The 13,103-nt window shown below is 68.0% G+C and carries 12 protein-coding genes; 6 read left to right on the forward strand and 6 right to left on the reverse strand.

Annotated features, from left to right (window positions below; all coding sequences use genetic code 11):
* Window positions 1-13: 13 nt before the first annotated feature.
* On the reverse strand, window positions 14-1,849 hold the full coding sequence (locus JL100_RS15525; protein ID WP_202681457.1) for an ABC transporter ATP-binding protein: 1,836 nt from the start codon (window positions 1,847-1,849) through the stop codon (window positions 14-16).
* Window positions 1,850-1,918: 69 nt separating this feature from the next.
* Between JL100_RS15525 and JL100_RS15530 the strand changes: the two genes are divergently transcribed.
* Window positions 1,919-2,746: a flagellin gene (locus tag JL100_RS15530; RefSeq protein ID WP_202681455.1), complete on the forward strand. Its 828-nt coding sequence runs from the start codon at window positions 1,919-1,921 to the stop codon at window positions 2,744-2,746.
* Window positions 2,747-3,062: 316 nt separating this feature from the next.
* On the opposite strand, the gene JL100_RS15535 is transcribed toward JL100_RS15530, so the two are convergent.
* On the reverse strand, window positions 3,063-3,893 hold the full coding sequence (locus JL100_RS15535) for a hypothetical protein (protein WP_202681454.1): 831 nt from the start codon (window positions 3,891-3,893) through the stop codon (window positions 3,063-3,065).
* Window positions 3,894-4,160: 267 nt separating this feature from the next.
* Here JL100_RS15535 and JL100_RS15540 point away from each other — a divergent pair, with 267 nt between their 5' ends.
* The gene (locus JL100_RS15540) at window positions 4,161-4,850 is read left to right on the forward strand and encodes a terminase small subunit (RefSeq protein ID WP_202681452.1); all 690 of its coding nucleotides are present in this window, start codon (window positions 4,161-4,163) and stop codon (window positions 4,848-4,850) included.
* Here the strand turns inward: JL100_RS15540 and JL100_RS15545 are convergent.
* The gene (locus JL100_RS15545; RefSeq protein WP_202681450.1) at window positions 4,828-5,697 is read right to left on the reverse strand and encodes a pirin family protein; all 870 of its coding nucleotides are present in this window, start codon (window positions 5,695-5,697) and stop codon (window positions 4,828-4,830) included. The two genes, JL100_RS15540 and JL100_RS15545, sit on opposite strands and share 23 nt — an antisense overlap.
* Window positions 5,698-5,781: 84 nt before the next feature.
* On the opposite strand from JL100_RS15545, the gene JL100_RS15550 reads away from it, so the two are divergent.
* From JL100_RS15550 to JL100_RS15565, 4 genes are all read left to right on the forward strand, one after another.
* Window positions 5,782-6,303, forward strand: a complete 522-nt coding sequence (locus JL100_RS15550) for a DUF488 domain-containing protein (RefSeq protein ID WP_202681448.1) — start codon at window positions 5,782-5,784, stop codon at window positions 6,301-6,303.
* Between the two features lie 149 nt (window positions 6,304-6,452).
* Complete coding sequence (nagA, locus tag JL100_RS15555; protein ID WP_202681444.1) at window positions 6,453-7,631, forward strand: N-acetylglucosamine-6-phosphate deacetylase; 1,179 nt, start codon at window positions 6,453-6,455, stop codon at window positions 7,629-7,631.
* 131 nt (window positions 7,632-7,762) lie between these two features.
* Window positions 7,763-8,404 (forward strand): NADH-quinone oxidoreductase subunit C, encoded by a 642-nt coding sequence (locus JL100_RS15560; protein WP_202681443.1) that lies wholly within the window; start codon window positions 7,763-7,765, stop codon window positions 8,402-8,404.
* Window positions 8,404-9,609, forward strand: a complete 1,206-nt coding sequence (locus JL100_RS15565) for an NADH-quinone oxidoreductase subunit D (RefSeq protein WP_202681442.1) — start codon at window positions 8,404-8,406, stop codon at window positions 9,607-9,609. The genes JL100_RS15560 and JL100_RS15565 overlap by 1 nt, the downstream gene beginning before the upstream one ends.
* Here the strand turns inward: JL100_RS15565 and JL100_RS15570 are convergent.
* The 3 genes from JL100_RS15570 to JL100_RS15580 are packed head-to-tail and all read right to left on the reverse strand — an operon-like array spanning window position 9,606 to window position 13,098.
* Window positions 9,606-10,505, reverse strand: coding sequence for a sugar phosphate isomerase/epimerase family protein (locus JL100_RS15570; protein WP_202681441.1), 900 nt, complete (start codon window positions 10,503-10,505; stop codon window positions 9,606-9,608). The two genes, JL100_RS15565 and JL100_RS15570, sit on opposite strands and share 4 nt — an antisense overlap.
* Window positions 10,502-11,833 carry a DUF6005 family protein gene (locus JL100_RS15575; protein ID WP_202681440.1) on the reverse strand — a complete coding sequence of 444 codons (1,332 nt, stop codon included), beginning with the start codon at window positions 11,831-11,833 and terminating at the stop codon, window positions 10,502-10,504. The genes JL100_RS15570 and JL100_RS15575 overlap by 4 nt, the downstream gene beginning before the upstream one ends.
* Window positions 11,830-13,098, reverse strand: a complete 1,269-nt coding sequence (locus JL100_RS15580) for an AMP-binding protein (protein ID WP_202681438.1) — start codon at window positions 13,096-13,098, stop codon at window positions 11,830-11,832. The genes JL100_RS15575 and JL100_RS15580 overlap by 4 nt, the downstream gene beginning before the upstream one ends.
* Window positions 13,099-13,103 lie beyond the last annotated feature (5 nt).

Genomic DNA, 13,103 nt, shown 5'->3' on the forward strand with positions numbered 1-13,103 from the left:
TCAAGACACCCCTTCACTCCGCCGGCAGCCCCAGGAAGCCGCCGGACTGGCGCTCCCACAGGCGGGCGTAGAGGCCGCCGCGCCGGACCAGCTCGCGGTGGCTGCCCTCTTCGACGACGCGGCCGCCGTCCATCACTACCAGCCGGTCCAGCGCCGCTATGGTGGACAGGCGGTGCGCGATGGCGATTACGGTCTTGCCCTCCATGAGGGTCTTGAGCTGGCCCTGGATGGCGGCCTCGACCTCGGAATCCAGGGCGGAGGTCGCCTCGTCCAGCACCAGGATCGGCGCGTCCTTCAGGATCACGCGGGCGATGGCGATCCGCTGGCGCTGCCCACCCGACAGCTTGACCCCGCGCTCGCCGACCAGCACGTCGTAGCCGCCGCGCCCGCGCTGGTCGCTCAACCCGTCGATGAAGTGGTCGGCCTCGGCCAGCCGTGCCGCCCGCACCATGTCCTCCCGGGTGGCGTCCGGCCGGCCATAGCGGATGTTGTCGGCGATCGAGCGGTGCAGAAGTCCCGTATCCTGGCTCACCACGCCGATATGCGCCCGCAGGCTGGCCTGGGTCACGGTCGAGATATCCGTGCCGTCGATCAGGATGCGGCCGCCCTCCAGGTCGTAGAAACGCAGCAGCAGGTTGACCAGCGTGGATTTCCCGGCGCCGGACCGCCCGACCAGCCCGACCTTCTCGCCCGGACGGACATCGAGCGACAGGTTCTCGATCACGCCGCCTTCCTTGCCATAATGGAAGCGGACGTCGTCGAACCGGATCGCGCCCTTTCCCACCACGAGGTCGGGCGCCCTCGGCCGGTCCGTCACGCCATGGGGCCTGGAGATGGTCTCGATGCCGTTCTCGATGGTCCCGATATTCTCGAACAAGGTCGTCACAGTGCGCAGGATCCAGCCCGACATCTGGGTCAGTCGGATGATCAGCCCCGTCGCCACCGCGATCGACCCGGTGGTGATCGCCCCCGCCAGCCAGAGATGGACCGCCAGCGCGGTCATGGCGAACAGCAGCAGGCTGTTCAGCACCGTCAGGGCAACCGTCATGTCGAAGATCGCGCGCATGACCACGCGGTAGGCCGCCAGTTGCCGCACCAGCCCGCTCCGGACGAACTCGTCCTCCCGCTCGGCATGGGCGAACAGCTTGACCGACAGGATGTTGGTGTAGCTGTCCACCACCCGGCCGGACAGCGCGGAGGTCGCCTCCGACAGGGCTTCCGACTTCCGGCGGACCGGCGGCACCATGACCCAGATGACGGCGGCATAGGCGGCGATCCAGGCCAGCACCGGGACCAGCAACCGCCAGTCCAGGGCGGCGAACAGGGCTATGGCGCCGATCAGGAACGTCACCAGGAACCAGACGCCGTCGATCACGTTGACCACGGCCTCGCGCAGCGCCGGCCCGGTCTGCATCACCTTCTGTGCGACCCGCCCGGCGAAGTCGTTCTGGAAGAAGGTCAGGCTCTGGCGCAGCACCCAGCGGTAGTTCCGCCACCGCACCCGGCTGGTCAGCGCCGGGATCAGCGTCAGGTTGATCAGCCCGCGCGAGGCGAGCACCAGCACCGGGCGGATGACGACCGCGACCAGCGCCATGCCCGCCAGCGACCAGCCGTGGACCTGAAGAAATTCCTCCCTTCCTGTCGTCGCCATCCAGTCCACCAGCCAGCCCAGGAAAGCGTAGAGCGCCAGCTCGGAGAAGGACGCGAGCCCGGCCACCACGAGGGTGACGGCCAGGAGGCCGCCGATCGGCTTCAGGAAGTAGCTGACGAACGCGCCGGGACGCTGCGGCGGCTGGACGACATCCGCCGGTGCCAAGGCGTCGAGCAGGTTCTCAAAGTAAGCGTGCATGGGGGTCCAGATCGGAAGCCGGTTGATTTATCCACAATAAAGAGGTATTCTGCAGCATGAGGTGACGCCATGATCAGTTCACTCAACACCAACACCGGTTCATACTCTTCGATCCGCAGTTTCGGCGCGGCGGAGAGCGCTGCGCAATTGTCGCAGAAGCGGATCGCCTCCGGGCGCAAGGTGGCGGACGCTTACGACAACGGCGCCGCCTTCAGCGTCGCGGAAGGGTTGCGCGGCGACACCGCCGCGCTGGGTGCGGCGAACGAGCGGCTTGCCGTGGGCAAGGGCATGATCGACGTCGCGGTCAAGGCCGGGCAGTTTATCTCCTCGTCCCTCCAGGATGCCAGGGCCACGCTGATCAAGCTGTCCGACCCGTCCCTCAGCGCGGACGACCGCGCGAACTATCAGGCCCAGTTCAAGAACCAGGTCGGCGACATCGGCGCCTTCGTCAAGGACGCCAAGTATAACGGCGTCAACCTGCTCGACCAGGGCGCGCAGAACCAGAACATCGTATCCAACGGCAGCGGCGGCTCCGTCTCGGTCCGGGCGCAGGATCTCCAGACTTCCCTTGTGGACGTGCTGTCCAACGCCGACGTCTCCACGGCTGGCGCCGCGGCGTCCCTGCTCCAGCCCGGCGGCCAGTTCGCCCAGGCGGAAGACAATCTCGGCTCCGCCCTCAACACCCTGTCGGCCGACGCCAAGAGCGTCAACAATTCCATCAAGTCCAACAACTCGATCATCGACGCCACCAACACGGGGTTGGGCGAGATCGTGGACGCCGACCTCGCCAAGGAAGCCGCGGCCCTGTCGGCCGCCCAGGCCAAGCAGCAGCTTTCCGGCCAGTCCCTGTCGATCGCCAACCAAGCCCCCCAGGCCCTGCTCGGGCTGTTCCAGTAATCCGCACCGGCACCATCATCATGGCCTGTCCGTAGGTCGGCCTCGGCCGAAGGCCGACGCCGACACCGATCCCGGAGCGTCGATGCACGGCGTCGGCGTTCGCCCTGTCGGGCGAAGTCCGATCCACAGATCGCTGACACCGACGCGCCGGCCGTCCGGAGCCGCAGCGCCCACCCCAAATAAACCAAAGGATCCGGGCAGAAACTCCCCCTATCATCATGACCGGACTTGATCCGGTCATCCACGTGCGAACTCAAAGGCGCCGGCATTACGCGCAAAGCCGACCGCCCCCGGCGGGGGCATGGCCAGCGCCGTATCAATAGGCCACGCGCAGGGCTTCCAGTTCGCGCCTGACGTCGTCCATGGACAGGGCGCCCTTCTTCTGCGGCCGGCAGGAATAACCACTTACCCGTCCCTCATAACCGAAGTCCCGGTGGAGCACATTGGCAAGGAAGGCGACGCAGTGGATCCCCACCTTGGGAAGCCGGAAGCGGCTGAGCTGATATCGCTCGCCCGAGACCTCCAGCGGTGGAAGCGCCTCCCAGTCGGACGACTCCTTCTTGATCTGTTCCACTTCCATCAAAGGCCCCGGCAATTCGCTATGTGCCAGGACAAAGTGGCCGACCGGAGCCAGTCGCTCGAAGAACACGTGCATCCACGCCTGCTGAGCTTTGAACTCCCTGACGAAAGCCGTTCCGTTCACTTCCACGTCATCGGTACGCGCGATCACGCATTTGGATTCGGCCGGCGCCTGGAACTCCGGCCGAAGGCTCTGGATCCTGAAGTCCTTGCAATCGACCGTTCCGACCTGCCCGGAGGTATAGGCCGGCTCGCTCGTCTTGCAGGCCGACAGTAGCGCAGGCGCGAGCAGGCAGAGAGCCATTCCGATGGTCCGGATACTTCCGGACGCGGAGCGGAGCGGCGAGAAGAAGCGGCTTGGTTGCCAAAACATGAAGAGCCCCCGACAGGTAGGGCGGCCGTTCCAGATTTCGGCCTCCGACGTGCTGGCGCGCATTCTTGATGACGTCGGTGACATCATCCATCCGAAAGAGGCATCACGACCCGTCGGCGGACGCGGCACATCGCCGCGTTCAGCCCCGGCTTCCCCCGCGCCGATAAGCTGAACGGCGCCGGGCGCGGCATGCACGGGTTTTGCCCCGCCCCCTCACCCCAACCCTCTCCCCCAAGGGGGCGAGGGGGCGCTGTATGGAAAGCGGTCGCCGCGAGCAAAGCTCCCTCGCCCCCTTGGGGGAGAGGGTCGGGGTGAGGGGGGTCAGCGCCACCTCAGCGGGAGCCTCGCGGAGGGGCGGCGTCCCGCCGCCCGCAGGACGCGCACCCTCCACATATCTTGTACCTAACGCGAATTCGAGATAATGTTCACTAACTGTTCCCTTTCGGCCAAGGCGCCCCAGCCATGCTCGACCACCAGCCCCAGACACAGCCACAAGCCGCCTCCGCCCCGCCCGTGATCGTGCTGCCGCCCCGCCAGGAAGCCTTCTGCCAGGCCATGGCCTGCAACGTCGGCGCGGCGGAAGCGGCGCGGCGGGCGGGTTACTCGCCCAAGGGCGCCAAGCAGCGCGGCGCCGTCCTGATGACCCAGCCGGAGATCCAGGTCCGCGTGGCCCAGCTCCGCGCCGACCGCCGCGCCGGCCATCAAGCCGACCTAGAGGAGGCGGCAACCCTGGTCAGGACGATCATGGACGAGGCGGTGGAGCGCAAGAACCTCGGGCTGGGCCTGCGCGCGGTCGAACTGTGGCTGAAGCTGCGCGGCGTGATCCAGGACAAGCGCATCCCGCACCACTTCCTCGGCGACAGGCCCCACCCCGACGCCGACCTGGAGACTCTGGACTGCGACCTGGACGACGAAACTACCGAGGCCGCCCCGGCCAGGCCCGCGACCCGGCCCGCTACGCCGGCAAAGCCCTCCCGGCCGGCTCCGACGCGGAATAGTGACCTTTCGGCCCTTCCGATAGTGACCTCCCCCAAGACGGCGGCCCTGTTCGGCTCCACCTCCTTGTCCGCCCCGGTGCCGCTCTTCCAGAAAGCGCCCACCCGGAGCGCGGCCGCTGCCGGCGCGCGGGTCACCGCTCCGGCAGCGGAATGAACTCCGCGTCGTCCGGCACCGCGCCGAAGCGCCCGGCCTTCCAGTCGGCCTTGGCCTGCTCGATGCGGTCCTTCGAGCTGGAGACGAAGTTCCACCAGATATGCCGGGGACCGTCCATCGCCGCCCCGCCCAGCAGCATCAGGCGTGCAGGCTCTAGCGCGGTGATGGTGATCGCGTCGCCGGGGCGGAAGACCAGGAGCTGCCCCGGCTCGAACCGGTCGCCCGCGATATCGATCCGCCCCTGGACAACATAGACCGCCCGCTCCTCCTGGTCGGCGGGCAGCGGGATGCTGGCCCCGGCGTCCAGCGCCGCATCGGCGTAGAAGGTCTCGGTCAACGTCGCGACCGGCGACGCCGCCCCATACAGGGAGCCGGCGATCACCCGCACGCGCTTGCCCTCGCCCTCGATCAGCGGCAGGTCGTCCGCCGGATGGTGGACGAAGGCGGGATCGGTTTCCTCCGCATGGGCGGGAAGAGCGACCCAGGACTGGATGCCGAACAGGTTGAAGCCGCGCGCCCGCAACTCCGGCGCCGTGCGCTCCGAATGGGAGATGCCCCGGCCCGCCGTCATCCAGTTGACGGCGCCGGGCTGGATCGGCTGGATCGTGCCCAGGCTGTCGCGATGCAGGATCTCGCCTTCGAACAGATAGGTGACGGTCGCGAGCCCGATATGCGGGTGCGGCCTGACGTCCAGGCCGTGGCCTATGACGAACTCCGCCGGCCCCATCTGGTCGAGGAACACGAACGGCCCTACCATGCGCCGCTTTACCGACGGCAGGGCGCGGCGGACCGCGAACCCGCCGATATCCCCGGTGCGCGCAACGACGAGCGTTTCCAGAAGATCCATCGTCAACCTCCTTGCCGAGCCTCACCCGACTGTACAGGATCGGCCTGGACCGCATCATGGCAAAACCGAACAGGAGGAAGCCGCATGGCCCCAGCGCCACCCATCGGGCCAACCATCTGGACCGTCGGCTACGAGCGGGCCTCGTCGGACGCGGTGCTCGCGGCCTTGAAGCAGGCCGGCGTCAAGGTGCTGATGGATGTCCGCGACCTGCCCCTGTCGCGGCGCGCCGGCTTCTCCAAGAGCACGCTGCGCGCCTCCCTCGAAGCGGTAGGGATCGAGTATCTCCACCTCAAGGGGCTGGGCACGCCGAAGGAGGGCCGCATGGCCGCCCGGCGCGGCGACCATGCCCTGTTCTGGCGGATCGTGGACGAACGGATGGCGACGCGGGAGGCCGAGTTCGACCTGCTGCGCGCCGCCGACGTCGCCAAGGCGCGTCCCTGCGCCCTGCTCTGCTTCGAGGCCGACCCGGCCGTCTGTCACCGCCAGCGGGTCGCCGACGCCCTGGCCGACCGCTTCGGTTTCCGGATCGAGCACATCCACCCGACCCATCTCCAGGCTGACGCGGCGGCGCCGGCAGGCCCAGGGGACGCGGCGGCCGGGCGTTGAGCGCCGCATCCGCCAGGCAATGGGCCAGCAGGTGGAACTGCGCCGCCCACGGAGTAAGCGCCACGCCGGGGCGTCATCTTCCGCGATGCCGCCCGGACCGGCAGCTGTTATAGGGTGATGCGGCGGGTCGGATAGAGAGGACGCATCCTTTGGGACAGTTTCTGGTCGGGTGCCGGATATTCACCGGTGACGCCATCATCGAAGGCAATGGCATCGCGCTGGACGGCGGGCGGATCGTCGGCGTGATGCCGGAGGCGGACGTGCCCGCCCATGCCGACATCGTCCGGCTGCCGGCCGGAAGCCTGCTCGCCCCCGGCTTCATCGACGTGCAGGCCAACGGCGCCGGCGGCGTGCTGTTCAACGGCGACCCCGGCGAGGGCACCGTCCTCCGGATGGCCGCCGCCCTGCGCCGGTTCGGCTGCACCGGGCTGCTGCCGACGTTGATCACCGACGACCGCTCCCGGATGGAGCCCGCCGCGGAAGCCGTGATCGCGGCCATGCGCCGGCCGGAAAGCGGCATCCTCGGCATCCATTTCGAAGGGCCGTTCATCAGCCCGCGGAAGCCGGGCGTCCACGACCCGCAGTACATCCGGCAGCCGGACGAGGCCGACCTTGACTTCCTCTGCAGGTTGCCGGACCGGCTGCCCCATGGCCGGGTGCTGGTCACCCTCGCCCCGGAGGAGGTCGAAGACGGGATGATCGACCGGCTGGCCGGCGCCGGCGTGGTGGTCTCGGCCGGGCACACGGTCGCCGGCTACCGCCGTACGCTCGACGCCGTCGGGCACGGTTTGACCGGCTTCACGCACCTGTTCAACGCCATGCCCCCGATCACCAGCCGGGAGCCGGGCGTGGCCGTGGCGGCGCTGGAACGCAACGGCACCTGGTGCGGCATCATCGCCGACGGCGTCCATGTCGATCCGGCGACCCTGCGGATGGCGCTGGCCGCCAAGGGGCCGGCCGGGCTGTTCCTGGTGACGGACGCCATGCCCCCGGTGGGGACCGACGCGACCGAATTCGAGCTGTACGGCCTGCGCATCCTCAGGCGGGACGGCCGGCTGGTCACGGAAGGCGGCATCCTGGCCGGTGCCGACATCGACATGGCGTCGGCCGTGAGGAACTGCGTCGGGCTTCTCGGCCTCCCGCTGGGGGAAAGCCTGCGCATGGCGTCGCTCTACCCGGCGACGTTCCTGGGCATGCAGGACCGGTTCGGTCGGCTGGCGGCAGGATATCGGGCGGATCTCGTCCTGCTCGATTCCGACCTGGGCGTTCTGGATACCTGGATCGACGGGGTCCGCTCACCGCGCGAAGGCGCCGCCGCGGAAGCATAGCCGCCGGCCCCTGACCGGCCACCCCCTGCCCAAAGGGTACCTACCAGAAGGGTCCGGGGACGACCTTCCCGGCGGACTGTTTGTGGCCCGCGTCGGCTCGACCGAAGCCGACGCGGGAAAGGACACTTGCGATGAATACGGAAGCGCTTCAGAAGCTCGGAGACCACATCCAGGCCAGCCTGCCCGGCACCGTCCGGTCGGCGGAGGTTCTCCTGAACGAACTGGTCCTCCGGATCGATCGGAAGGACACCGTCAAGGTGATGACGTTCCTGCGCGACGACACCATGTGCCAGTTCCAGCAGATGATGGACATCACCGCCGCCGACTATCCCCAGCGCGCCGAACGGTTCGACGTGATCTACAATCTGATCAGCCTGCGGCACAACCAGCGCATCAGGATAAAGCTGAGCACCGACGAGGACTCGCCGGTCCCCTCGATCACCGGCGTCTATACCGTCGCCAACTGGTTCGAGCGGGAGGTCTGGGACCTGTTCGGCGTGTTCTTCTCCGACCATCCGGATCTGCGCCGGATCCTGACCGACTACGGGTTCGAGGGCCATCCCATGCGGAAGGACTTCCCCCTGACCGGCTATGTCGAGATGCGCTACGACGACGAACAGAAGCGGGTGATCTACGAGCCCGTGAAGCTGCAGCAGGATTTCCGCACCTTCGACTTCCTCAGCCCCTGGGAGGGCATGACCAACGTCATGCTGGCCGGGGACGAGAAGGCCGAGGCGCCGACAGGCCGGGACCAGCCGGGGAGCAACAAGTGATGGCCGTCCAGACCGCGACCAACGCCGCCGAGCCCGGCAAGATCAAGACCTACACCATGAATCTCGGGCCGCAGCATCCGGCGGCCCACGGCGTCCTGCGCCTCATCATGGAGATGGACGGCGAGGTCGTCGAGCGCTGCGACCCTCATATCGGCCTGCTTCATCGCGGGACCGAGAAGTTCATCGAGTACAAGACCTATCTCCAGTCCATTCCCTATTTCGACAGGCTCGACTACGTCTCCCCGATGTGCATGGAGCACACCTACGTGCTCGCCATCGAGAAGCTGCTGCGCATCCAGGCGCCGCCGCGGGCCCAGTACATCCGGGTGATGTTCGCGGAGATCACCCGCATCCTGAACCACCTGCTGAACATCACCACCTACGCGCTCGACGTCGGCGCCATCACCCCGTCGCTCTGGGGCTTCGAGCAGCGCGAGGAACTGATGGGGTTCTACGAGCGCGTCTCCGGCGCCCGGCTCCATGCCAATTACTTCCGGCCCGGCGGCGTCAACCTGGACCTGCCGGCGGGACTGGCCGACGACATCTGGGCCTATACCGAGCAGTTCCCGAAATTCATGGACGACCTGGAAAGCCTGCTGACCGAGAACAGGATCTTCAAGCAGCGCACGGTGGACATCGGCATCGTCAGCGAGGCCCAGGCGCTCGACTGGGGATTCACCGGCCCCTGCCTGCGTGCCTCCGGGGTGCCGTGGGACCTGCGCAAGGCCGAGCCCTACGACGTCTACGACCGGATGGATTTCGACATTCCGGTCGGGCTCACGGGCGATTGCTACGCCCGCTACCTGGTGCGCATGGACGAGATGCGGCAGAGCAACCGGATCATCCGGCAGTGCCTGAAGGAACTGCCGGACGGGCCGGTGCGGATCCAGGACCACAAGGTCTCGCCGCCGCGCCGGGGCGAGATGAAGCGCTCCATGGAAGCGCTCATCCACCACTTCAAGCTCTACACCGAGGGCTTCCACGTTCCCGCCGGGGAAACCTACACGGCGACGGAGTCGCCCAAGGGCGAGTTCGGCGTGTTCCTGATCGCGGACGGGACATACAAGCCGTACCGCTGCAAGATCCGCGGAACCGGCTTCGCCCATCTCCAGGCGATCGATGCCATGTCCAAGGGGCACATGCTGGCCGACGCCGTGGCGATCATCGGCTCCATAGACATCGTGTTCGGGGAGATCGACCGTTAAGGCCGGCCCTCCTCGGCCGTGACCCTGGCGAAACGGTCCGGCGGGGCCGGCCGCCGGGCCGGCGGGATCGCTTCCGCCCTGCGGGGCCGGCGGCCTTCGCCGATCGCCAGGCGGTCTCGACGCAGGGTCTCGTGGCAATCGTTGCCGAACCATTCGAGCGAGGCTTCCGCTCCGGGATCGGTGGACAGTTCGGCCAGGAAGGCGCGGTAATCGACCATGCCGTCGAACAGCGGCACCATCCCGTCGCGCCGCCCCGCCGCGGCATAGACGTTGGCCGGCTCGAACACCGCGAGGTCCGCCCGCGAGCGGATGTTCTTCAGGTGGTAGTGGCCGATATGGGGAAGCAGGTGGCGGCGCGCCTCGATCGGATCGTCGCCGCCTTCCCAGACATGCAGCACGTCGAAATTGATCTTCAACGCTGGATGGTCCACCGCCCGGATCAGGGCGCGCGTCGCCGCCAAGCTGTCGGCCAGCGTTCCGGGATGGGTCTCGACCAGCAGGGACAGGCCGTGGTCCGCGGCGTACCCACAGATCATGCGCAGCCTGTCCGCGATGAAGGCCTGCCGGGCCGGCGGCGTCTCCCGGCTTCCGGTCCCGCCGGCGAAGGTGCGGATCTTCCCCGCCCGCCAGCGCTGGGCCAGGCGGCAAAGGTCGGCGGTCTTGCGCATCAGGTCGCCGACGTCCCCGTCGAGCGGCAGATAGTCGCTCAGCATCGGGACCGACAGGCCGTACCCGGCGAGCCATTCGGCGTCGCGGGCCGGGTCGTTCGCCATGTTGCGGGCATGGGCGCCCCACAGCTCGATGCCCTGGAAACCGTTGGCCCGAGCCCAGACCGCCAGATCCTCCAGCGACAGCAGGTGGTGGCGGAAGGTGATGGTGCAGAGGGATATCTTCATCGGGCCACCTCGGCATCGCGCAGGTGATGATCGCAGCGAAGTCCGTTCGCCGCGCACCAGGACCGGAACACGGCGCCCAGGCTCGCCTTGATCCCGAACTCAAGCTCGTCCAGCCGGTCCAGCCGTTCGAAGATGTCGCCGGCAAGGCCGGTGTCGCCCGTCTCGGCCAGCCGGAGGACCGCGTAGTGCAGCGCCTTGAAGCCCTGGATCAGCTCCTCGATCTCGTCGCAATGGACCAGGAAGGTTTCGTCGGGCAGGCCGAGGGCGCGCCAGAAGAACGCGAACCCGTGCTCGTAGGCGTATTTCCGGATCGATATGACCGGCAACTCCCGCAGGGCCGTCACCAGGTCCGCCGGGGTGCGGCCGCCCATTTCCGAAGGATGGCCCGCCAAATGGCCCGCCACGATCCGGCGGACGGCGGCGGTCAGGGGGTTGGCGTCGGGATGGAAGCAGGCTTCGAAATAGGCCTTCAGGTCCGCCGCCGCCGGAGGATGGATGTCCGCGCGGTCGAAGGCGAAGCCGCCGGCCACCGTCGGCTGGAGGAAGGCGTTGACGATCTTGTCCTTCGCGATTTCGCCTTCCCAGCGGAAATCCGGGTCGGAGACGAAGAAGGCTTCCGGATCGGCAGACGTCTCCAGCATCAGGTAATGGGGAAAGGGATTCTGGTTGAACTTGTTCTCGCGTTCCGGCAGGTGATGCAGGTCCACCATCGCCATGACGCTCAGCGTGTCGGGCCGGGTCTCGACCAGGTCCAGCAGGGTCTCCAGGTTCTCCGCCTTGCTCCTGGTCCTGTCATACCATTCCCGGACCTCCGGCCCGTACAGGCGCCTGAACCAGTGGCGGAAGAAGTCGTGGCTGATCGACGGCGCGTGATAGAGCAGCGTCCACTCCCTGCCCGGCGTGCCGTCGCCGACCGCGAAGTCGGCATCCCAGACCCCGAAATAGAACGGCCTGTGGTCGATGCCCGGCGTCCGCTTCACGGCGTCGCAGACGGAACTGACGAAGCAATGGACCTTGATGTCCACATACTCCTCGCCGTGGACGCTTCCCGGCGGGGGCTCCGGCGCGGCCGGCGGGGCGGCTTCCCCCTCGGCGAACAGGCCGGCGAGATCCGCGACGGTAGCCAGTTCCCGCGAGGTCATGACATGGTCCGGCACGGACAGGCCGAACGACAGCTCCAGCTGAAGGAAGACCTCCAGCATCAGGATGGAATCGAGGTAAAGGTCCTCGTTCAGCCGGGCCTCGGGGCCGAACAGGTGCAGGTGCCGGTTCCGGAGATGGTCCCGCAGGACGGTGCGGATCGCCTCGACGACATCGTCCCGTCTCATCGGCCGGCCCCCGCCCCGTCGGAGCTTGCCCCATAGGACTCCGCCACCTGCCGCCGGCTGATCTTGCCGTTCGCCATGCGCGGCAGGGACTCGGCCTGGAGGATCTCGGTCGGCTGCTGGTGGGCGGCCAGGTGATCCCGGCACCAGGCCCGGATGGACCGGTGGGGGACGGGTTCGGTGGCGCTGAAGACCAGCGCGACCCGTTCCCCGGCGAACGGGTCGGCCTTGCGGAAGGCCACGGCATCGGTGACGCCGGGCAGCGCCATCACCACGTCCTCGACATCCTTGGGATAGACGTTCAGGCCCGAGACGTTGATCGTGTCGTCCAGCCGGGAGACGAAGACCAGCATGCCGTCCGGCCTCCGGTACCCCAGGTCGCGGGTGTGGATGTCGCCTTCCGGCCCCTCCACGACGATCTCCTCCGGGGCGTCGGGACCGGCTCCCGTTCGCAGCCGGTGGTGCGGCAGCGGCATCCCCATGTCGCCGGAGGCCGCCATGTCGGGATTGACGGCGATGCAGCCGGCTTCCGAGCAACCATATTGCTGGTACAGGTGCCGGGTCTTGAGGCGGATCCGCTCGAACCAGGGATCGGGAAGCAGGGTGCCGGATGTCATCGCCGCGTGGATCTTCTCGCCGTCCGGCAGAAGCTTCGCCAGCGCCTGGAGGATGACGGGGGACGAGTAGAGCAAGGGCCGTTCCGTCTCGGCCAGCTTCCTCAGGATGTATTTCGGGTTCCCGGTATTCAGGACCAGAGGCTCCGCTCCCCGCCGAAGCCCGACCAGGAGCCCGCAGATCAGCCCGTAGGAATGGGTCGTCGGGCACGCGATCACCGGCGTCATTCCCTCCGGCTCGCGGAAGTGGCCGACATAGCTCTCGATCTCCCGGTCGATGTCGGCCCAGCTCCGGGCGATGTATTTGGGGGCGCCGGTGGTCCCCGAACTCATCTGGACGAGCTGGCCGGTGTCCCCGGCGTCCGCCTCGGGCGCGATCTCCTCCGGCGTCATGCCGTCCAGGAACAGGAAACGGCAGCCGCCTTCGCGCGCCATGCGCCGCGCCGCCGCGGGCGGCGTGCTGGGATGGAGCGGCAGCAGGCTGCCGCCGGCGGCGCGGACTGCGAAGAAGAGGCCCAGCCAGTCGACCGTGTCGCTGAAGCAGGCGGCGTAGCGGACGCCGGGGCGGCCGGAAAGGCCGGCCCGTTCCGCGAACCGCGCCGCCAGATCCTCGATCCCGGCGCGGCTGTGAAACGTGTCGTCGATCCGGATCATGCGGT

Origin of the sequence: Skermanella mucosa (assembly GCF_016765655.2) — a bacterium.
Taxonomy (GTDB): domain Bacteria; phylum Pseudomonadota; class Alphaproteobacteria; order Azospirillales; family Azospirillaceae; genus Skermanella; species Skermanella mucosa.

Bases quoted from the DNA above. Each gene is read 5' to 3' on its own strand.
- JL100_RS15525 (WP_202681457.1), bottom strand. From the start codon at position 1,849: ATGCACGCTTACTTTGAGAACCTGCTCGACGCCTTGGCACCGGCGGAT.
- JL100_RS15530 (WP_202681455.1), top strand. From the start codon at position 1,919: ATGATCAGTTCACTCAACACCAACACCGGTTCATACTCTTCGATCCGC.
- JL100_RS15540 (WP_202681452.1), top strand. From the start codon at position 4,161: ATGCTCGACCACCAGCCCCAGACACAGCCACAAGCCGCCTCCGCCCCG.
- JL100_RS15545 (WP_202681450.1), bottom strand. From the start codon at position 5,697: ATGGATCTTCTGGAAACGCTCGTCGTTGCGCGCACCGGGGATATCGGC.
- JL100_RS15550 (WP_202681448.1), top strand. From the start codon at position 5,782: ATGGCCCCAGCGCCACCCATCGGGCCAACCATCTGGACCGTCGGCTAC.
- JL100_RS15560 (WP_202681443.1), top strand. From the start codon at position 7,763: ATGAATACGGAAGCGCTTCAGAAGCTCGGAGACCACATCCAGGCCAGC.
- JL100_RS15565 (WP_202681442.1), top strand. From the start codon at position 8,404: ATGGCCGTCCAGACCGCGACCAACGCCGCCGAGCCCGGCAAGATCAAG.
- JL100_RS15570 (WP_202681441.1), bottom strand. From the start codon at position 10,505: ATGAAGATATCCCTCTGCACCATCACCTTCCGCCACCACCTGCTGTCG.
- JL100_RS15575 (WP_202681440.1), bottom strand. From the start codon at position 11,833: ATGAGACGGGACGATGTCGTCGAGGCGATCCGCACCGTCCTGCGGGAC.
- JL100_RS15580 (WP_202681438.1), bottom strand. From the start codon at position 13,098: ATGATCCGGATCGACGACACGTTTCACAGCCGCGCCGGGATCGAGGAT.